The sequence below is a fragment of the Trichococcus sp. K1Tr genome, assembly GCF_028309625.1.
Taxonomy (GTDB): Bacteria; Bacillota; Bacilli; order Lactobacillales; family Aerococcaceae; genus Trichococcus.
In genome coordinates, this window is record NZ_JAQMHR010000005.1 from 180,634 (window position 1) to 201,619 (window position 20,986).

General features: G+C 43.3%; 23 protein-coding genes. 16 read left to right on the forward strand and 7 right to left on the reverse strand.

Translation table 11 applies throughout. The features are described from left to right. The first annotated feature begins 397 nt into the window (after positions 1-397). From PH235_RS10135 to PH235_RS10180, 10 genes are all read left to right on the forward strand, one after another. Complete coding sequence (locus PH235_RS10135; protein WP_272162217.1) at positions 398-1,744, forward strand: RNA-dependent DNA polymerase; 1,347 nt, start codon at positions 398-400, stop codon at positions 1,742-1,744. 102 nt (positions 1,745-1,846) lie between these two features. Then, positions 1,847-2,173 (forward strand): nucleotide pyrophosphohydrolase, encoded by a 327-nt coding sequence (locus PH235_RS10140; RefSeq protein WP_272162218.1) that lies wholly within the window; start codon positions 1,847-1,849, stop codon positions 2,171-2,173. A gap of 34 nt (positions 2,174-2,207) precedes the next feature. Next, positions 2,208-2,534, forward strand: coding sequence for a MazG-like protein (locus PH235_RS10145; protein WP_272162219.1), 327 nt, complete (start codon positions 2,208-2,210; stop codon positions 2,532-2,534). Between the two features lie 276 nt (positions 2,535-2,810). Then, positions 2,811-3,356 (forward strand): biotin transporter BioY, encoded by a 546-nt coding sequence (locus PH235_RS10150; protein WP_272162220.1) that lies wholly within the window; start codon positions 2,811-2,813, stop codon positions 3,354-3,356. Between the two features lie 22 nt (positions 3,357-3,378). Next, on the forward strand, positions 3,379-4,776 hold the full coding sequence (locus PH235_RS10155; RefSeq protein ID WP_272162221.1) for an AMP-binding protein: 1,398 nt from the start codon (positions 3,379-3,381) through the stop codon (positions 4,774-4,776). After that, complete coding sequence (locus tag PH235_RS10160) at positions 4,766-5,950, forward strand: thiolase family protein (protein WP_272162222.1); 1,185 nt, start codon at positions 4,766-4,768, stop codon at positions 5,948-5,950. Before PH235_RS10155 ends, PH235_RS10160 begins: the two co-directional genes overlap by 11 nt. Then, the gene (locus PH235_RS10165; RefSeq protein WP_272162223.1) at positions 5,937-6,284 is read left to right on the forward strand and encodes a hypothetical protein; all 348 of its coding nucleotides are present in this window, start codon (positions 5,937-5,939) and stop codon (positions 6,282-6,284) included. Before PH235_RS10160 ends, PH235_RS10165 begins: the two co-directional genes overlap by 14 nt. Next, positions 6,281-6,583 carry a hypothetical protein gene (locus PH235_RS10170; protein ID WP_272162224.1) on the forward strand — a complete coding sequence of 101 codons (303 nt, stop codon included), beginning with the start codon at positions 6,281-6,283 and terminating at the stop codon, positions 6,581-6,583. The genes PH235_RS10165 and PH235_RS10170 overlap by 4 nt, the downstream gene beginning before the upstream one ends. Further along, a complete protein-coding gene (locus tag PH235_RS10175; protein WP_272162225.1) occupies positions 6,573-7,352 on the forward strand; it encodes an SDR family NAD(P)-dependent oxidoreductase in 780 nt (259 codons plus the stop codon). Before PH235_RS10170 ends, PH235_RS10175 begins: the two co-directional genes overlap by 11 nt. Before the next feature lie 104 nt (positions 7,353-7,456). Further along, a complete protein-coding gene (locus PH235_RS10180; protein ID WP_272162226.1) occupies positions 7,457-8,392 on the forward strand; it encodes a nitronate monooxygenase in 936 nt (311 codons plus the stop codon). A 360-nt stretch (positions 8,393-8,752) separates the two neighbouring features. Here the strand turns inward: PH235_RS10180 and PH235_RS10185 are convergent, their stop codons facing one another. The 7 genes from PH235_RS10185 to istA form a co-directional block, all read right to left on the reverse strand. After that, positions 8,753-8,944, reverse strand: coding sequence for a hypothetical protein (locus tag PH235_RS10185; RefSeq protein WP_272162227.1), 192 nt, complete (start codon positions 8,942-8,944; stop codon positions 8,753-8,755). Beyond that, entirely contained in the window at positions 8,941-9,696 is a 756-nt protein-coding gene (gene istB, locus PH235_RS10190; protein WP_272162228.1) for an IS21-like element helper ATPase IstB, read from the reverse strand. Before istB ends, PH235_RS10185 begins: the two co-directional genes overlap by 4 nt. Beyond that, complete coding sequence (locus PH235_RS10195) at positions 9,693-10,526, reverse strand: Mu transposase domain-containing protein (protein ID WP_272162229.1); 834 nt, start codon at positions 10,524-10,526, stop codon at positions 9,693-9,695. Before PH235_RS10195 ends, istB begins: the two co-directional genes overlap by 4 nt. A gap of 88 nt (positions 10,527-10,614) precedes the next feature. Further along, positions 10,615-11,646: a tyrosine-type recombinase/integrase gene (locus PH235_RS10200; protein ID WP_272162230.1), complete on the reverse strand. Its 1,032-nt coding sequence runs from the start codon at positions 11,644-11,646 to the stop codon at positions 10,615-10,617. After that, the gene (locus PH235_RS10205; RefSeq protein WP_272162231.1) at positions 11,636-12,610 is read right to left on the reverse strand and encodes a tyrosine-type recombinase/integrase; all 975 of its coding nucleotides are present in this window, start codon (positions 12,608-12,610) and stop codon (positions 11,636-11,638) included. The genes PH235_RS10200 and PH235_RS10205 overlap by 11 nt, the downstream gene beginning before the upstream one ends. Then, positions 12,603-14,180 carry a tyrosine-type recombinase/integrase gene (locus PH235_RS10210; protein ID WP_272162232.1) on the reverse strand — a complete coding sequence of 526 codons (1,578 nt, stop codon included), beginning with the start codon at positions 14,178-14,180 and terminating at the stop codon, positions 12,603-12,605. The genes PH235_RS10205 and PH235_RS10210 overlap by 8 nt, the downstream gene beginning before the upstream one ends. Before the next feature lie 101 nt (positions 14,181-14,281). After that, positions 14,282-15,061 (reverse strand): IS21 family transposase, encoded by a 780-nt coding sequence (gene istA / locus PH235_RS10215; RefSeq protein ID WP_272162233.1) that lies wholly within the window; start codon positions 15,059-15,061, stop codon positions 14,282-14,284. A gap of 306 nt (positions 15,062-15,367) precedes the next feature. Here istA and PH235_RS10220 point away from each other — a divergent pair, with 306 nt between their 5' ends. The 6 genes from PH235_RS10220 to PH235_RS10245 all read left to right on the forward strand — a co-directional run bounded on the left by PH235_RS10220 (position 15,368) and on the right by PH235_RS10245 (position 20,684). Further along, positions 15,368-16,267 (forward strand): LysR family transcriptional regulator, encoded by a 900-nt coding sequence (locus PH235_RS10220; protein ID WP_272162234.1) that lies wholly within the window; start codon positions 15,368-15,370, stop codon positions 16,265-16,267. Positions 16,268-16,360: 93 nt separating this feature from the next. Further along, positions 16,361-17,326, forward strand: a complete 966-nt coding sequence (locus PH235_RS10225) for an aldo/keto reductase (protein WP_272162235.1) — start codon at positions 16,361-16,363, stop codon at positions 17,324-17,326. 232 nt (positions 17,327-17,558) lie between these two features. Continuing rightward, on the forward strand, positions 17,559-18,290 hold the full coding sequence (locus PH235_RS10230) for a YcjF family protein (protein WP_272162236.1): 732 nt from the start codon (positions 17,559-17,561) through the stop codon (positions 18,288-18,290). A 152-nt stretch (positions 18,291-18,442) separates the two neighbouring features. Beyond that, positions 18,443-19,276 (forward strand): dihydrodipicolinate synthase family protein, encoded by an 834-nt coding sequence (locus PH235_RS10235; RefSeq protein WP_272162237.1) that lies wholly within the window; start codon positions 18,443-18,445, stop codon positions 19,274-19,276. 285 nt (positions 19,277-19,561) lie between these two features. After that, positions 19,562-20,227, forward strand: a complete 666-nt coding sequence (locus PH235_RS10240) for an NAD(P)H-dependent oxidoreductase (protein WP_272162238.1) — start codon at positions 19,562-19,564, stop codon at positions 20,225-20,227. 289 nt (positions 20,228-20,516) lie between these two features. Further along, positions 20,517-20,684 (forward strand): hypothetical protein, encoded by a 168-nt coding sequence (locus PH235_RS10245; RefSeq protein WP_272162239.1) that lies wholly within the window; start codon positions 20,517-20,519, stop codon positions 20,682-20,684. The last annotated feature ends 302 nt before the right edge of the window (positions 20,685-20,986 follow it).

The following is a 20,986-nucleotide window of genomic DNA, read 5'->3' on the forward strand; positions in this document are numbered from 1 at the left end:
ATAAAAAGAAATATAATGATGTTTTATATAACAAGTGATATAATAGGATGGCCTACTATTATCATGCTAGTAGAATTATATGTTTGTAACTGTCAAGTAGTAACTCACTGAATTGCTCAGTAAAGTTCTGCTTTGAGTTAACTTCAAGGAATATTAATATTAATAATCCTCGAATTAACAAGATTGTGCCGCAGGGTGACGTAGGTAGAGTGATATTCATTTGACTTGAACCTCCTAAGATCTCCTCAATAACATTATAAACGATTAGTTGAATCACTCTGGTGTGCTACAGAAAAAAATGGTCAATACTGTAGTTCTATGACTCAGTGCTGCAGAAGGGATATTTGCCAGAAACCAGGTCTGCAATTCCTTCCGCTCCAAAAAAAGAGGTGTAATTATGTTAGATTCTAGAAAGTACAAATCGAAACGTTATCTACACTTTGATCATAGAATAAAAATTGAAAAAGTTGAAAGCTATGTGACAGATCCCAAAAGGATTGCTGTGCATAGCTTTTTGCCATTCATTCACTATGTTAATTCATTCGAGAAGAATATTGGATATAAAAATTCGGAAATGAACAATCGTCCAATAAAAACAAAAAATAGGGATATTATGTATGCTAGTCATTTGGATAATTATATTTATAAATACTATGCAGAGACTTTAAATGATAAATACAATCTTTACACTCTCAATCATGAAGTTGATGAATGTTCAACTGCCTATCGGAACAATAAAAAGGGAAAATCAAATATTGATTTTGCTGCTGAAATCATAGATAGAATTTCTTGTTTAGAAGAAGCATTTGTTCTTGTTGGAGATTTCACTAACTTTTTTAATAAAATTGACCACAGGATTATGAAGCAGAATCTTCTCAGGATATTTCAAAAACAAAAACTGAGTAGTGATTGGTATAACGTATATAAATCTGTAACTAAATACGGGTATTATGAAAAAGACTTATTAGTCAAAATATTTGGCACTGATAAAGAGATTAGAAATGCCAAAAAAGCGAGTTATTTCCCTCAAATGAAAGACTTTCGAAATTTTCAGAGAGACCACTCAATTAGCAAAAATGAACATAAATATGGGATTCCACAGGGTACTGCTATCAGTGCTGTGTTTGCAAATGTCTATTCGATTGAATTTGATGTTTGCATGAAGAATTTGGCAGATCAGCACCTTGGAATGTATCGAAGATATTCCGATGATTTTATATTGGTCATTCCAAAAAAACAAATCAGCGGTGTAGTCTCTCAAACCCAAATTGAAGTAATTGAAAAAAGAGTTAGAGCTCTAGCCGAGGAAAATAAAATTGAAATACAAGAGACTAAAACTGGGTTATTTGATTATAGTGACAATAGAATAACCAATATAAAAGAGAAAAAAGTTTCTCATATTGATTATTTAGGTTTTGTATTCGACGGAAAAAGAGTCCAAATGCGAGGGAAAAGTCCATATAAATTTTATCGTAAGGCATATAAGCTGATTGATAGCTCTAAAAAGGTGAGGGCAAGAAAAAACAAAAAAGAATTACCTTATCGAAAAATGATTTATAGTTTATACACTGATCTTGGCATAAATAGAGGAGATTTTGGGAATTTTATAGCTTATGCTCAAAGGGCGCAAGATACTTTTGATCAATTATCTCCAAATACTGAAAATTTAATGATGCAACAAATAAAGAATAGGAAAAAGAACATTGAAAAAAGACTTGGGATTAAGATTCATACTCAAGTTTAAACATCTTTGACCATTAAGGAATAAACAACAAGTACTCCAATCAAAAGAAAATCTTGGAGGTCAGCAGCAAGCGCTAATGGATGCCAGAAAGGGATGACACACATGAACACAATGGACAAAGTCAATAAATTTCGCGATGACCGCGACTGGCGCCAATTCCATAACGAGAAGGACCTTGCCATCTCGATTTCGTTGGAGGCTGCAGAACTGCTGGAGCTCTTCCAATGGAAATCGCCTGAGGAAGTCAGAGAGAACAGCATCGAACGGATCAAGGAAGAGCTCGCCGATGTGCTAATCTATTCCCACATGCTCGCAAGCAACCTCGATTTGGATATCGATAAGATCATCGAGGCAAAGCTGGAGAAGAACAATATCAAGTATCCAGTGGACAAAAGCAAAGGGAATAAAGAGAAGTATACGGAGCTGTGATGATAGCCCGAATGATGAAGATAAGGGGTACCAAATGGACGACTTAACAATCAAACAAGCAGCTGAAAGATCGAAAAAAATCCGGGAGCATTACCACGCATTAGAAATGAAGCACCACGGCAGTGAATGGTCCGTGGAAGAGGATGCATTGGCATTTCTCAGCGACGCGGGTCTTGTGGGGCGCTTGACGATGGCGCAGCAGGGACGCTGGCCGGTCGGTGAGTCCAATGAAGCCGATTTGGAGCACAAAATCGGTGAAAGCATGTGGTGGCTGATGGTGCTGGCGGACCGGATGGGCATCGACAGCGAGGAAGCGCTGGATAATTTCTTGAGCACAACCGAGAAGCGGTTTGATCTTTAGGAGCAATAATTTTTGAAGGCTTGTGTATTTGAATAGCAATTCAGGACCAGTGGGAGGTTGTTCGTTACTTCCCTTATCTCTACACCAAAAACAGCAGCGAGGAAACCACGACGATGGCTTCCTTGCTGCTGTTTTTGTGTGTTCTTTTATTGATGCATGCAAAAATCTTTAAAAAGAGCGTTGCCGGATAAAAAGAAATGGGTTATCATGTTATTTGTAAACCTTGAAAATATATAGGGTAACAATAGAAGCGGTAAATACAGGAGGAGTTTAGTGATGAAGACAAAAGTTTTGACTAGGGTAACAATGATGGTGGCTTTGATGATTGTGTCGGGAGTATTGACGATTCCGCTTCCCGGTTTGCCGGTTCCGATCGTCCTGCAAAATATGATGATGATGCTCGCGGGCGGGCTGCTTGGCAAGAAATACGGCCCTCTTGCTGTCAGTGTTTTTCTGCTGATGGTAGCGGTAGGTTTTCCGGTCCTATCAGGCGGACGGGGCGGTATTGCCATATTCGCCAGCGCTAGCGGCGGGTTTTTGCTTGGATACGTATTGGCGCCACTTGTGATCGGCTACTTGCTTGAGAAGAATTGGGAAAACCTTACTTTTCCTAAAGCCGTTCTCATTTTTATCGTCGGCGGGGCTTTGCTGATTGATTTCTTTGGCAGTTTTTCCATGGCGTATTACATGGGCAACTCTTGGTTAAACGGCTTGAAGATGACGTTGGCCTTTGTTCCTCTGGATACGGTTAAAGCAATTTTGGCTGCTTGGATCACCTTGCGCCTCAAACGCTACAGTCTGATTTCCCTGAAGTTAGCGTAAATTTATTTAGGCAGGTGCGATGATGAAGCGTATTGACGATTGGCAAGTAAAAAATGCTATGCAGACAGCGATAATTGATGGGGAAGATGCGCTGACTTACCAGGAATTGGAGGAGCGCGTTAAGGAACGCGCAGATATTTTGGCAGGGATTCCTCAAAAAGTGATCCTTGCACCCATGTCGAATGACCTTGATCAACTGATTAATTTTTTGGCATTGATCCGGGCGGACAAAGTGGCGGTGCCCGTTAATGCCGGCATTTCTTACCAAGGACTGCAGGACATATTGATGCAGTTTGAGGCTCCACTGGTGTTGACGGATATCCATACGATTTCCCTAAATGCTGCCGTTCCCATTGATTCTGATGAATATGCGTCACCGAGTGATTTGGCCTTTATTGGCTTTACCTCAGGGACGACCGGGCAGCCGAAGGGTTACCGCAGAACCCATCAGTCATGGGTCAAGAGTTTTGAAGGGACGAATGAGTTGATCCGCCAGTCCGGCAATCAAAGCGCCACGGTTTTTGGCTCGATGCACTATTCTTTGAGTCTGTATACGCTGATGCAGACGCTCTATTTTGGGCAGACATTCATCCTGAATCAGCATTTTTCCACAAAACGCCTGATCGACCTTGTCAAACAAACGAAGTCGTTGACTTGCTATCTTGTGCCGACCATGATCCACGCGCTCGTTTCCAAGCTGGAAGACCAAAATGAGTTGTTGACGGAAAACTATACGATCATTTCATCAGGCGCTAAGCTGAATGTGGATATCCGCAGGAAGCTGTACCATTATTGCCCGAATGTGCAGTTATATGAATTCTATGGTTCGTCGGAAACAAGTTACATTTCGATGGAAACCGTGCAGGGCATCCCTTCCGATAATAGTGTCGGACAACTGTTCCCCGGAGTTGAGGTAGTTATTGATCATCCGAATGCTGAAGGCGTTGGTGAAATAAAGGTCCGCAGCCCTTTGAATTTTGCGTGTTACCACCGCAAAGGTGAGGATTACGTAGCTACTGTCGCATGCGTTTCGACCGGTGATCTGGGTAAATTGGCAGGGAATACGCTTGAATACTATGGCCGGAAGGATGATTGTATCAATCGGGGCGGCGAAAAATTCTATCCGCTGGAATTTGAGCGCCATTTGTTGAAGCTGGCGGCTGTCGATGAAATCGTCGTGCTTGGCATTCCTGATGAACATTACAATGAAAAAATTGGAGCCGTCATTGTTTGGTCCGACCAAAATCAAGTGATGAGCTTGAACGAAATCAACTCTTATTTATCGGCCCAAATGTCCCGGCCAGCAAAAATCGATCATGTTTTCGCTGTTGAAGCGATCCCGAAACAAAACAACGGCAAGATATCCAGGAAACAATTACTTCGTGATTCAGTAAAGGAGCGAGTGTCAAGTGTCATCTAAGGTATATATTGTGGAGGCTGCACGTTTGGCTATCGGAAAGTACGGCGGGATGTACAACGACGTTGGTCCGGAAGAGCTAGGCGGATTCTTGATGGAAACCATGTTGGCCAAGCATCCGGGCCTAAACGGTCATATTGATGAGGTCATTGTCGGAAATGTAATCGGTGGCGGCGGCAATGTTGCCAGACGGGTTGCCTTAAAAGCGGGTTTGCCTGTGGAGACGCCGGCGGTTACGGTTGACCGTCAATGCGCATCCGGGCTTGAAGCCATTGCTATCGGACACATGAAAATAATGTCTGGCTTGGGCGAAGTGATGATTTGTGGCGGTGTGGAAAGCAGCAGCCGCGCACCGTGGCAGATTGAGCGGCCTAAATCGCTGTACGGCATGCAAGCCCCGCGCATATTGACGCGCCAGCCGCTGTCCACCAGCGAATATGGCGATCCGGATATGGGCGCAGCAGCTGAGGAACTCGCTGACAAGTATGGCATTACCCGCCAGCAGCAGGATGAATTCGCGCTTCAAAGCCAGTTGAAATACCAAACCGCTAAACAGGCTGGCGTCTTTCATTCGGAAATAACACCTTTTCGGATCAGTGACGAGCTTTTGCTGCATGACGATGAATGCCCAAGAAGCCGGAGCAGCATGGAAAGCTTGAACCGGTTGAAGCCGGTCTTTAAGGCAAACGGCACCATAACGGCTGGTAATTGTTGTCCTGTCAATGATGGGGCAAGCTTTACGATTCTGGCATCGGAACGCGCTTGCCGGCTTTATCATCTGACGCCGATTGCGCAAGTTGTCGATGCGGTTGCGGTGGGTGTTGATCCCCATGACTTTGGTTTAGGTCCCGTTCCTGCGGTTGAAAAGCTGTTGGCGCGCCAAGAGTTAAAGCTCGAAGACATCGATGTGGTGGAGCTGAATGAAGCATTTGCCGTGCAGGCGTTGGCTTGCATCAAGCTGGGCAACTTTCCGATCGAGAAGATCAACCCTTCCGGCGGTGCGACTGCATTCGGACACCCGTACGGTGCGACAGGGGCAATCCTGGTTACGAGGCTGCTGACCGAATTGAACAGGAATGAAAGTAATCGATGCGGCATCGTCACGATGTGCGTAGGCGGAGGCCAAGGTGCGGCCATGCTCATCAGGAAGGCAGGACCAATTGATGGCGAACAGTAAAATAATGCGGTTTTCCGAAGCGAATATCCGCGCGTACAATCAGCTCGTCGATCCAACTTTGGGCAGCAAAATAAGCCTCAGCTATCTGGCGACCTTATGGCAGGAATTCGACTTGCCTGAATTGGCCGATCAAACGCCGATACTGGTGAAGCAAGCCTTCAGCTGTTGCCGCAAACTCGGCTTCCATCAACCGTATGCCGTTTCATTAAGCCTTACCGATAAAGCTCCGTTCAAACCCGGAAAAGCTTATTGGACGTATACGTTGGTCATCAAGGAAGAAAATGCAGTGATTGCGAGATGCGCGACCACTTTGTTGTTGGAGGATCCCATATGACATCAGAAGTTAACAGCTTGCTTTTCTCTCTTGAGGAATTGCAGGCTTACAAAACAATTTCAAGGGATGCGAATCCGATTCATGACACAGGCTTGGTGTTCGGCATTTTGATAATGGCCAGAGTCGAGGCGATTTTATCTGCCCATTGGGATTATCAAGCCATCACCGAATATGAGTACAAGTTCCTGAAGCCATTATTTGTGGACGAACGTGCCCAGGTGAAATTTCTTCAGGAAGGTGAATTTGAGGTTTGGCGGGAGAATGAATGCATTGGGAAGGGTGTTTGTATTGGCAAATAGAATCGTATTGATTACTGGCGGGACAAGAGGCATAGGATTTGCCTTGACAAAAGCTTTTCTGAGTGTGGGCGACCGGGTAATCATCACTTCTAAGACTGCGGAAAGCATCGAACAGGCAGAGGCGGACTTGGTCCAATACAAAAATCAGCTTTGGACGAAGCGCTGTGATGTCCGCAACCGCAAGGACTGCCGACAGCTGGTCCAGGACATTGTTCAGGAATTCGACAGGATCGATATTCTGATCAACAATGCGGGCATTTGTGCCGACGGGCAATTTTACAAGATGAGCGGGGAAAATTGGGATCAAGTCACGGGTACCAACATCAACAGCTTATACAACGTTACCCAACCGGTGGTGCAGCAGATGATGAAGCAGCCGGAAACCAGTTTTATATATTCCGTGACTTCGACCGCTGGCATGTACGGCGTCTTTGGACAGACGAATTACAGCGCCAGCAAAGCTGCAGTAATCGGATTTACATACGCCTTAGCGGAAGAAGTCAAACGCTTCAACATTCAGGTGAATGCCATTTCGCCAGCTGCCAAAACCGACATGACGAATCCGGCCATCAAGCGCGTCGAGGAGGATTGTGCCAGGAAGGGAGAACCTTTCCCTGATTATTGGCGGATTGGTTCAAGCGAGCAGGTTGCGACCCGGATAATCCAATTGATCGATTCGCCGAAGACGCCCACGGGAACCGTATTCGGAATCAACGGCGAGCAGGTTTGGAATTATCACCGGCCGGAAAGGTCCGAATATGTTATTTGACGCATTGGTTATGGATAGGGACCGGAGAGTGAATGCTTTCCGGTTCTCTTTGCAGTGGCAGCAAGGATTCAGGAAATGATGAAAACATGGAGGGGTTATGAATAATGACAACAGTGGCGCAACTATTGGGTATCGAATATCCCATTCTGCAAGGGGCAATGGCAAACATCTCAACTCATAAACTTGTGGGCCCCGTTTCGGAAGCAGGGGGCTTGGGCATCATCGCATCGTGCGGCATGTCCGCTGAACAGCTCCGCGAAGAAATACGCTTGACGCGCGCAATCACAAACAAACCGTTCGGAGTAAATCTGATGCTGCAGATGCCAAACTGTGATGAGCTAGTGCAAGTCATCGTCGAAGAAGGGGTTGCGGCTGTGACGACAGGAGCCGGGTCGCCAAAGAAATATATGCCGCTTTTCAAAGCAGCCGGCATCAAGGTGATCCCCGTCATCGCCTCGGTCAAACATGCGATAAAAATGGAGGAAGCCGGGGCGGATGCAGTCATTGCCGAAGGACAGGAAGCCGGCGGGCACATTGGGCAGACCGCTTCCCTTTCTCTGTTGCCCCAGGTAGTCGATGCCGTCGCTATTCCTGTTTTGGGAGCGGGTGGAGTCGGAGACGGCCGTTCGGTTGTCGCTATGCATGCTCTAGGTGCGCAAGGCATACAAGTCGGTACCTTATTCCTGTCAGCGGCAGAATGTCCGATTTCGGACAGCTACAAACAATTTCTTCTTGACGCAAATGACACAGCGACAATCGTGACCGGCCGCAAAGCCAAAGAGCCGGTGCGTTCACTCCGCAATCCGATGCTGGAGCAATACGCTGCCTTGGAAGAAGCGAATGCACCCCATGAAGAGTTGGAGAAACTGACAGTCGGATCATTGGCTCGCGCAGTCTATGATGGCGACATCGAAACTGGTTCGTGCATGGCAGGCGAAATCGCCGGGATGGTCGGAAACATCCGCCCCGCCAAACAAATCATCGAAGAGCTGCTCGCTGAATCTGAGGTTGTTTTGGCAAAACTGAGAATTGTGCATTGAAACAGGAACTGGATAACGACGAATAGAGCCGGAAGCGTCTTGCTTAGATGTTTTTGGCTCTATTTCGTTTTGAGTGCGCACAATTTCCAGTCCGGATTGTCGAATACTTAGTTGGTATTCGACAAATTAAAGAAGAATGTTACTGAAATTGTCGAATGCCTGATTGCATTCGACAATTTTTACTATAATCCGCATCGGATTGTCGAATAATCTGGATATATTCGGCAATTCGCTGGGATCGGTGAGTATTGCGAACAGATTGAGCCACCTGTGCGGATGATAGAGCCAGCGAGTGCGATAAATAGAGCCACCCAATGCGAAAGAGAAAGCCACTGATATTATTTTACCAGTGGCTGCTTTTTATTTTTCTAACTGACTGTCTATAATGTCAATCGCTAGTTTAACCATTTCATCTGCGGAAGGCTCATCTTCATCATCATCTATTAGATAGAAAGGAAGTAATTTCCCCACAATTTCTAACCTGACATCTTCCGGCAAGTACCGATGGAAAAAGTAGCGGGCAATCCTATCTTCTACTTCAGAAGAAATCATCTGCCTGCCCCCAATCCATGTCTTTCGCGCATAGACACGACGCCATCAATTAATATTTTATAGGAATCATGGACAATACGATCGAGAATAGCGTCCGCAACGAGCGCTTCACCGAGCTTTTCATACCATCCTTCAGGTGCCGTTTGTGAGCAGAATATCGTTGAAGTGGTTTTTAAACGGGACTCAATGATTTCGAACAGGGTTAGTGTATGTTCTTCAGGGAGAGCCGCCAATAGCCACTCATCAATGATGAGTAATTCCACTTTCTTGTACTTCTTAATCAGCTTGCGAAAGCTACCGTCTGCTTCGTTTTTAGCGGCAATAAATTCATCTAAGAGCTCTGGAAGACGGACGTATTTTACGTTGTAATGTTGACGGCATGCTTGAATGCCAAAGGCATTGGACAGCCATGTTTTTCCGTTGCCAGAAGCACCCATTAAAATGATGTTCAAATGTTTCTGTATATAGTTGCCCATGGCTAATTCAAGAATGAGATTTTTATCCAGATGACGGTCTGGGTGGTATTCTATATCTTCAATAGCCGCCGACGGTTCGTTGAATTGCGCTTGATGAATCAGTCGTTGTAGTTTGTTTGACTGGCGACGAGAGTATTCATGGTCTACAAGTAAGTTAAAGCGATCCTCGAATGACATATCCTGATAGTCTTGATTATTCATTTGTTCTCGGTATGAGTCAGCCATTGCACTCATTTTCATTTCTGTTAGTTTGCGTACAGTTTCTTCATTTCTCATTTGTTTTTCCCTCCAAAATAACCTGCGCCTCGCACAAATCCATAGTTATTATCTGTTTGATGTTCAGTCAATGTTCCATTGTCCTTTTCTTTTTCTCTTTTTTTATTTCTCTCAAGAATGGTTTTAAACACACTAACCGTAGGGTTAGAAGAAGCAAGGAGTAGGTTTTGGGCAGCGAGATCCAGCTCTTCTTTAGAATATTTCTTCCCTATGCTGCGCAAACTCATCAATTGATTTAAGGCTCTTTTCTCTGAACCATTTTTAAGTAGAGCCTCCGCAAATGCTCCCATGTTTGTTCCAATCGATTTGGCCCATTCTAGATTTTTTTCAGGTGTATGTTCCAAGTACAGACGATGATTATCCGGCATATGTTCTGAAAAAGTTGAGAATTGACCGGTTTCCCCTGATAGTCGTTTATGGGATGCAATCCGCACTTCTTTGAAGTATACTTCAATTAAATCCTTAGAGAGACGGACATCAACATCACTTTGGATATATTCGTAAGGAACGGAATAGTACATGCGTTCAATTTGAATGTGGTAATTTGGTTGAACCTTTGCAATTCTCCATTCGGATAACTTGAATCGTGTTTGGCGGAGTGGGTGAAGGTAGGAGCTCTCCTCTTCGTCAAACACTTTTTTTCTTGAACCTGGCCGTTTCTGAAAAGGCTCCTGATTGATTTCATTTAGTTTTTTCCAAATCTGTTGATTCAAGTCTTGTAAGTCAAAACATTGAAAGTGCCGCAGAGCAGCTATAATTTGCCGAGAAATAAAACCAACGGTTCCTTCTACACTCGCTTTGTCGCGCTTATTTTCAATTAAATATAACAAGGATTATCCTCAAACTCAGATTATCCTCAAAAAAGCCACAGACTGCTCTAGTTATCGAGAAGGCTCTGTGGCTTTTGAGGATAATAATCTAGTTCAATCCACAAAATTCTAAAAGATATTCTTCCTTGCCTTTCCACTTTTTCTGTTGCTTTAAATTTGGGATGTCTTGCACTGACTCCAATGCATTTTTAATAGTTTCGCCGTCGGCGTACGAATAAACTGATGTAGTCTCTAAGCTTTTATGTCCCAGAAAATCCTTGATGTAGGAAATTGGAATACCCTTCTTATACATTGCCATCGCAATACTATGTCGTAACATATGAGCATGAAGATTAATTGGGAAACTAGGATCGCTATTGTATGCAAGACGCGCGTACTTTTTCAAAAAATGATCAACCGTTCCTGGTTTCATCTGGGTGTGCATTGAATCATGGATTGTATAAAATAAATAATCAGACTTATCCGAGTGATCATGGAATTCATTTAAATATGCCTCTAAATGCTTTATTGTAGCCTTCAGTAATGGGACATAACGAGTTTTGTGCCCCTTCCCCTGAATTCTGAGCTGAACAGAATGATCCCCATAAACTATAGAATTGCACGTAAGGCTAAGAAGTTCTTGTAGGCGTGCACCGGTCTCATACGCAAAAATCATAAAAAAACGATCTCGTCTGCCTAACTTTGTTGTGGCATCAGGTGCCAAAAATAAATTTTTTATTTGAGCTTGGTTGAGATATTCTATGCGCTCTTTTTTTGATGCTCTGAAAGTATGGATACTACAAACTTCCAAATAAAGGGGCGTTAATTCAATATTTTCTTCACTACAGAACTTCAGAAATGATTTGATAGCAGCTAACCGGAGGTTGAGGGTCTGATAAGAACAGTTGCGTGAATCTTTAAGCCACATGAGATAGCCATATATATTACTTCTGCTAAAGCAGGAAAAATCCATTGAATCAAAGTTGATCCCTTTTTCGTCTGAAAAATATTTCCTCAAGAGCTTTAAGGATTGTTTATAGGCACGTACAGTCTTGTCGCTAAAATTACGCCTTGTAACTAAATAATCTGTCAAGAAATCTCGTAATAATTGGTAGAACTGCATTTTTTTGTCAATACTCATCATATACCTCCGGTATTATGTCATCGTTAATACTAGATAATCTTTCTTCAATTTCAGGATAAAACGATTCTACGAGAGTAAGATAGTAGTCTGTTTCAGTAAAATGCGAATGTCCCATATACTCACTTAAATATGGGTATAGACCTGTGACATTCTCATTCTCTATGACCCAAGAGTTTAGTCTGTGCACAGCGTACGTGTGTCTAAGATCATGAACTCTTGGTAAATTCCCTGTTACCAATTGCGCTTCGGGGAGACTATCCCAGAATTCATGAAACCAATGACCGATAGTGCTTTTGTTGTAAAATTCTCCATTTATATTTGGAAAGAATGCTTGTCGCATCGGGAAAATTCCTTCTATATTTTGGTTATATTCTCTGCACACCTCCAGAAGATCCGGGCTCATAAATAATATTCTTGCTTTCCAACCTTTCGACTCCCGAATCAAAATCTGTCCGTTCGTTAAGTTAACATCGGTAATATTCAATAGTCTGGCTTCGGAAGACCTCAGTCCGCAACAATACAACAAGCGAAATAGTACAGGAATAACATAGCAGCGTGTAGGGGAAAAACGAGAAACGGGACAACTATCAATTGCATGAAAAAAGGCCTGTAATTCTTTTGTAGTAAAAATATGAGCTTCATATTGGAGCTGTTTATTAGGGATGTTCCCAGGGGGGATGTATGCTACATGCCCAATGGCATGTAAATATTTACCAAATTGTCGGATAGGCGTAATCCGTCTTAAAAGGCCATTGGGATGCTCATTTGGTTTGTAGTGTATCCATTTATCGACAATCTCTTTTGTTAAAGATTCTATATCTGGAAAATATTCAAAAACCATGTCATCGAAATGGCATAGAATTCGTGCTGATGATTGATAAGGGAATCCAACAGATTGCTTTTGAGCAATAAAGGTTTCTAAATTCGGACCTAATCTGCTTTTAAAGATATGTTCACTCAAATTTATCCTCTCCCCAATGTATTTTCCCAATTTCTGAAAGATCTAAAGCACACATACGCAGCATAGATTCTTCGAGAGAGATATAAGGTTTGTCTGATTCTTTTGAAGTATGACCCAGAATATCTGTTACGACCTGATGGGTTACTTTAGCTGCAAGCAGACGGTGCGTTAAGGTATAACGAAACAGATGCAAACCGTTGGTTTTGCCATTTACTGGTTGGATTTCTAATTTACTCAGGAGTTTTGAACAAAAAGGATAAGCAGATGAGATTTTATTGTAGGGAGCTTGCTTTCTTAAAAAGATGTAGGGGTAATCTTTACGCGGATGGCGTTCATGTAAGATGTATTCCATGAGGGCATTACCGATCTCAGGTAATAGGGGAAAAATGATTGGTTCACCAGTCTTTTGCTGGACTACATACAGTTTTTCCTTATTCCAATCAATGCTTTGAAGGGTTAAGTTGCAGACGTCTGAATCCCTTAGGCCGAAACGAAGAGCGAGTAATATTATGGCTTTTGTTCGCATGGATTCCTGCTCTAGTTGCTCAATCAATCTCTTCTCATCTTCTATAGACAGATACGCTGAGACATTGCCTTTTTGGATGAATCTGCTCATGACTACATTCGAAAGGTTATTATCAACAACATTGTGCTCGGACAAAAAAGATAAGAAGGTTCTCAATATCGGTAATATAGTGGACATACTCCTTTTATTGCAGATGCTGGAAAAGGACGCGATGATTAATTGGGTTTCGTCATAAGATAATCTCGTTAATTCTTCAAACGTTTGGATTCCTGCCAACAATAATGTTTTGCGGAAAACATAGTCGTGCAGATTAATTGTAGCTTTACTAAGGTTTTTTTCACTTAATGTGTTGATATAAAGGGTACGGAGTTCTTCTAAATCATGATCCGTAAAAGACAAATTTTGTTGAATAGGTTTCCAGTTAAATGTACCTGTGTCAGCGATTTCCAAAAGAACATGTGCAGCCTTTCTGTTCATTTTCCATTTCCACTCATTCATTAAGCATTTATTCCGTAATCCCTTTATTTCAGAAATATACTGTTGTAATACTTCGCTGGCATAGATGCCTGCGTTTTGTTCATTAAAATAGTCGCGTATGTCTAGCCAAGAGTGTTTATATTGTCCGATTGTAGATGATGATAATTTCAAGTCCCTCATTTCTAATTCAGACTTTATAATCAAGTGATCGATTGTAACCTGAATTGATATGGGGTAGCTCATATCTTTGAAAAAATCCTGCGTTTCATCTTCCGTCGGAAAAGAGCTTCTGTTAAATGGATTTCCGTGCTCATCTTTGGCATGAGTGCCGGCATAATAATCTACTAATTTAACGCATTGCCTATGTCTCGAACTTCTTTCCTTGGAATTTCTGTCATCTTCAATAAAAGCATCATAAAGTTTCTGGCATGGAACAGTGATATTCATTTTAGATGCCATTTGCGATAATTGTTTGCAATAAAAATGTAGCGACTCAAAAGATGAAGGTGCAAGTTGAGGTTTTCGCTCTGTCAAAACAACGCTGATTATTTCTTCCAGGTTTGCCATCTCTAGTCCTCCCCATACTATATTTGATCAGTCAAAGAATACCACCAATGGAAAATATTATCTTCAAAAAACCACAGGCATCTCTAGTGAAAGAGCTTGTCCTATGGCTTTTTGAAGATAATCTGAGTTTGAGGATAGTCCTTGGGACTTCGAACTCTTCCAGGCACGATAACTGTTTGATAATAGTCAGCCAGCTCTCGATATGCTTCGTTAAGAATAGGTTCTCCTCGCAAAGCTTTCGTGACTCCCGTTTTCAAATTATCAGGAACTAGTGATTCCGGAACCCCGCCAAAGTATTCAAATGCGTGAATGTGTCCAGTTAGCCAACTGGCAGATTTCATATCTAAAAAGCCTTCTACATAGCTGTATTGACTGTAAGGGAGCGTCGCTACGAAAATATATACAGTTAACTTCCCCCCACTTTCACGGTCATTAATAAACAACGTCGATCCGGCCCAATCTACCTCTAACACTTCTCCAGGCTTTCTTCGAATAGGCATAGTCGCTTTATGTTTCTTCGCATACTTCCCATAGTTCTCTGCAAAAGTTCGATAAGCATAGGGGATCTTTTTACCATCACGTGTTTTTTGAGAATACTCCGTATGGAGTAGCTTCAATGTGACGTTTTTCTTCTGTAATTCTTTATGAACCTTTTCCCAATCTGGTGGGGAATATCCTTTCTCAATTGCTTGTTTCTCTGGGAAGAGAAGCTCCTCAAGCCATTGGTTAGTCATGGTATCCGTCAATCGCTCTAATCCAAGATTTTTAGCACGTTTGACGACATCTGAAACTGTATTTCGGGAGCTTCCCACGCTTGTACTGATTGTGCGTTGGGAGATAGCGTTGAAATGCAGTTCCAGAATCTTACGATATTGAATCATAAAAAAACCTCCTGTTATAATGCGTCATGCCCGTAGGCATGCAACTTCATTATACAGAAGGTTTATTCTATAGATAAAAATAGTTGGATGGCTCTCACGCTCGCAATAGCCGGCTCTGTTCCTCGCATTCAGTGGCTCATTTCTCCGCACAGGTGGCTCTATCCATTTGCAATATTCAATCGGACCGCCGCATTCGCATGGCCAGAACAATTAAATCCCTGATCCTAGGATAGTTTGGTAAAATAGTAACCAGAAGAATTCGCTCGCTCGTTGTGCTGAGCGGAATCGTTTTGGAGGCTAAATCATATGTACAATCATCAATTGGATACATTCATTAAAGTTGCCGATTCAGGCAGTTTCAACAAAGCATCAGAAGGGCTGTTTGTGTCGCCCAATGCCGTCATGAAACAAATCAATATTCTGGAAAACAATCTGGGATTTGATTTGTTTGTCAGAACGCCTCGAGGAGTCCAATTGACTCCGGCAGGGGAATCCATCTATCGCGATGCAAAATATATCATTCAGTATGCAAAAGATTCGATCGCCAGAGCGGAAAAAATGTTGGCTGAGCCCAAATATGTACTGAGGATTGGGACATCATTAACGACGCCGGTCCATTTTTTGGTCAGTCTGTGGCCCCAGATCCGCCATTACAATCCAGATCTGAAATTTGAACTGGTCTCATTCGAGAACACCCCGGAGAACGCGCGGGAAATCATGAATCATTTCGGCAGGAACATCGATGTGGTCGCCGGAATATACAGCGATAACATATTGAGCGAGCGGCGTTGTTCGGCATTGAAATTGTATGATACACCCCTTTGTGCGGCGGTCCCGCTCCATCATCGCTTGGCATCAAATGATGAAATAGCGATCGAGGACCTGTACGATGAAAAGGTCATGCTCATCAAACGCGGCTACATGAGTGCCTTTGATCAAGTCAGGGATGATCTGGCAGAAAACTATCCGAAGATCCAGATTGAAGATTTTTCATTCTTCGATGTGAATGTCTTCAATAAATGTGAAAACGACAATGCGGTTCTGATCGGTGTGAAGGAATGGGAAAATGTCCATCCTTTGCTGAAAATCATTCCGATCAGCTGGAAGCATACGATTCCGATAGGGATCCTGCATTCAAACACGCCATCCAATGATGTCGAAGAATTCCTGAAAATCATCAGTCAGATATACGAGGTCCAGTCCTAGCCTTTGGGTTGCAACTCGTGAGCCAAGAGAGACTTCTTAATAGTCTCTTTTTTACTATACTTAAGTTGTAATAGAACGAAGGGGGAAACAGAGATGAAAACAAGAGTATTGGGAAGAGGATTGGAAGTATCGGCAATCGGGCTTGGCTGCATGGGGATGGATCATGCCTACGGTGCGCCGGCCGACAGGGAAGAAATGATCAAGTTGATCAGACGCGCGGTCGAATTAGGCTGCAATTTCTTTGATACCGCGGTTGTCTACGGTGAAGCGAATGAAGTGTTGTTGGGCAAAGCCTTGGAAATCTACAACCGCGAAGACGTGATCATCGCCACCAAGTTCGGCATCTACGGGCAGAAAATGGTTGATGGCAAGCCTGAGAATGAGCTGAACAGCAAACCGGATTCCATCAGGGAACAACTGGAAGGCTCATTGAAACGTTTGGGCGTTGATTACATCGACCTGTACTATCAGCATCGCGTGGACCCGGAAGTTGAACCGGAAGTGGTTGCCGGGGTGATGAAGGAATTGATGGCTGAAGGGAAAATCAAGCATTGGGGCTTATCCAATGCGCCTTTGGATTATCTAAGAAAGGCGCACGCTGTCTGCCCAGTAACCTGCATCGAAAATCAATATTCGATGGTTTTCAGAGAACCGGAAAAGGAAATCTTTCAGGTATGCGAAGAATTGGGCATCGGTTTTGTGGCGTATTCACCGCTCGGAAATGGTTTCCTGAGCGGGAAATATGATGCGAACACGGTATATCCTGAAGGGGACTTCCGCAACAAGATGGGCAGATTCAGCGCTGAAGTCATGGGAACAAATCAAGCGCTGTTAGACTTATTGAAAGAAATCGCCGACAGAAAGAACGCAACGAGCGCGCAAATCGTTTTGGCTTGGGAACTAGCTCAAAAACCATGGATCGTCCCGATCCCCGGAACAACGAAAATGCATCGTCTGGAAGAAAATTTGGGCGGAGCCGATATAGAATTGAGCCCAGAAGAATTGAAGAACATCAATGCAGCCTTGGATGCCCTTGATATCGACGAAACACATTTCTGATTAAAGTCCCATATTTCCGGATCATGATAAATTGTACTTCAAAAAATGAAGCCTACATTTAAACCCTCACCCAAAAACGAGCCGCTAAACAATGCGAGGCCAGTTTCGGGTGGGGTTTTCCTTTCCTTGGGGATTTTTGCCCTCTGGTGTATGATTAGGATAGAGAGAAAGTACGCATCTATCCGCAAGATTTGCATGCCCTATGATGATTAACTAAAAAGGCGGGATTATCATGAAAAAATTGTTCAGGAAAAAGACGATTACCGGGGAAACAGAAAATCTGAAAAAAGAGAAGGTAGCGGAAGTACAAGTTGAAACAGAACTTCCAGCCAGTGATCTGAAGCAAGAAGAAAAAGAATTTGAATCCTTCTTCTCTGAAGTTTTAAAAAAATTACCGCAAAAGACATCAACCCGAGTCCTAAACGCTTATGACAAGTCAAAAGAGCAGGCTGAAAAAATTCTCGACAAAAGCAAAAATCAATTTGATGGGATCTTCGACGAATTTCTGGAAGGTGTCGATGAAGAAAAACGCAAAAAATGTCATAAGACTGTTCATGCCGCATCTTTGACAGCAGCCATAATCGGCTTTTCGCCAATCCCTTTTTCAGATGCTTTCTTGCTGGTTCCAGTCCAATTAACAATGATGTCTCGTCTGCACAAGATATTTGGTCAATCATGGTCCGAAAGCCTTGGAAAAAGCCTATCCAGGGAATTGATCGTTGTTGGTTTAGGCAGAGGTGCAGTCGGCAATATCCTGAAATTGGTTCCTGCGGTAGGAACCGTCGCAGGTGCTGCAATTAACGCGACCGTTGCCAGCACTATCACAGAATCCTTAGGTTGGGTAACCGTGAAAATGTTGAATGATGGTGAAGATATTTTCGAACAAGCCATGTCGTTCAAAGGACAATTCAATACATTATTCAAAACTCTTCAGAACTCCAGTAAACCATCAAATAAAAAATGAATTTGAATACAGATAAATTTTCTAGGGACAAAGTTGCAGTTGCTTTGTCTCTTTTTTAATTCACTGCATCATTGAGCTGACAGTAATGGATGAAGCATTCGGGAAGACCGTGATATAATGGTTTTCATATCAATAATGAAGGGGAGATGCACATGCATGATCTAGTGAATGATTACCATATAGCGGTCCCGACTGCATTTTACAATAACGAGGATTTGAATACAGAGGCGACTTTGCAGCATGTCATGCATCTATACACTCAAGGTGTGAAGTCCGTCCTGTTATGCGGATCGACGGGGGAGCAGCATAGCCTGTCATTAGCGGAGAAATTGCAACTGCTGGAAAGCTTGGACGCGGCCAGTTTCCTGCCGGATGACTTGGAAATCCTCTTCGGAGTCGCCAGCATCAGACAAAAGGAAGCCCTGGAACTTGCTGAAAAAGTCAACGCGAGCCCGAAAATCACTGGAGTGCTGTTGGGTTTTCCGCCTTATATCCTGCCTTCACAAAAAGAAGCGAGGCTCTATGTGGAAGTCATCGCCAAAATTATCGAGAAGGCCATCATTCTATATAATAATCCGCGGCGCACGGGGTTCAATCTGGAACTGGATACTTTTGCTGAACTGATCAAGTTACCAAACATCATCGGCATCAAGGATGCGGGCGACAGCGTGCGGATTCCTGAAATGATTTCTGTGGCTGACAAAAAAATCTACATCTATGCCGGCGGGGAGATTGATCTGGACAAAAAGCTTGCGCTGGGCGCAAACCGGTTGTCCTCTATGGCTGGCAATGTTTATCCAAAAGAGGTTGAAGCGTATTTTTTGGATTTATTGCATGGTAAGTCGGACGACACAAAAAACGCCGGAATTGAAGAGAAGATTCGCAGCGTTTTTGCGGAGAACCCGATCATTTACATCAAAAACGAAATTACAAAGCAAACGCAGATCGAGATGGGTGTTGCACGTTCGCCGTTGGGGAATCTGTAACAGGCCATTGCCAGGTAAAAAGGGCTGAACTCCGGTCAGAGGCGTTTAACCGGAGAAAATTGACATTCAAATGCCGGTATCTTCGATGAGGGACCTTTCGCAGGAGTATAGTAACGACATAAGGGCGCCATCTCCGGCGAGCGACCCTTCACCGGAGATGCCTGAAGAATGGACTGCGTTCCTATTGTTGGATTCATCGAAAGGCGTACCCCTTGCCGGATTAGCCATTTAAAAGTAGTATATGGAGTAGATAAATATCATCATGTAAAGTGAGGAGATCCATTTATGTCGACACCTGAATTAAGAGCTCAAATCATCGAAGCACACCAAAGCCGCTACGCCACAAAATCCTTCGACCCAAAGAAAAAGATTGCCGAGGAAGATTGGGAAACGATCATAGAATCGGCACGTTTATCGCCGAGCTCCTTCGGATATGAGCCTTGGAAATTCTTGTTGCTGAACAATCAGGAAATCAAGGATGACTTGAAGGGGATTGCTGCGGGCGCAGTCAACAGCCTCAATGGCGCCAGCCATTTCGTCATCGCACTGGCCAGAAAAAATGTGACCATCGAAAGTGATCATGTCAAACACATTGTGGAGGATGTGCTCGGCGCGGAATTTGCTATTGACTCGCCGCGCAGTCAGTACTTCGACAATTTCCAAAAGAACAATCAGCAATTGACGGACGAACGAAAATTGTACGATTGGGCGTCCAAGCAGACCTATATCGCGATGGCCAACATGATGACCACCGCAGCTCTTTTGGGAATCGACAGCTGTCCAATCGAAGGCTTCAACAAAGCCAATGTAGAAAAGTACCTGTCGGAAAAAGGTCTGGTCGACCTTAACGAGTTCGGTGTTTCCTATATGCTGGGTTTGGGATACCGCAATGAACCGATAACGCCGAAGAAAAGACAGTCCTTGGATGAAATCCTTGAAGTGATTGACTGAACCTTCCAAGGGTGAAGGGGCTCCCAAATTGACGGGGACTGTTTCAAGGTGCACCAGAAAAACAGCAAAGACAGCAGGAAGACAATCCTATCAGGTGTAGGGTTGTCTTCTTTTTTTTGCAGTAAATAGACTTAAAAGCGATTTTTGGAACAATATTGGCTGAGCAGTATTATTGACTTGGAGTCCATATCACGGTATAAAGTAAGTACATCTCATCAGTCAACTGTCTATTGGTTGCCCAGCGGCTATCAGCCCATTACATAAGTTTTGTTAACAAGGAGGAACCTATATGAAAAATTATACAAATATGAACGATATGACTTTACAAGAATGCGAACATTTCAAAGTTGAAATGGAAATGAAGAAAAACTATTACGGTGCTTTTGTAAGCAACGTGCTATCGGATGAAATGACCGAAAAAATGGATGCTATCTGTGGCTGTGAATCGAATCAATAGTTGCCGGTCAGCGAGGCGTTCTGCAGCTGATCAAACAATGGCCGATTCGCGAGTAGCCAAAAGCGACCAATTGGTACTGATGAGATGCAGAAAGAAATTAAGTGAACTCCTGCAGTGGAGCACTTAGATAAAAGAATACTGAAATGAAAACAGCCGGAGAGCGTCTACCGGCTGTTTTTTGGTGTGCCCGGCATGGGTGATAACTTGGTGGTGAAAGTCCACTACAGACTTGGCAGTAGGAACTGTTAGTGAATGACAAGGGTGTCCACCGTGAGGTGGAATCTGAAGGAAGTCGGACGCAA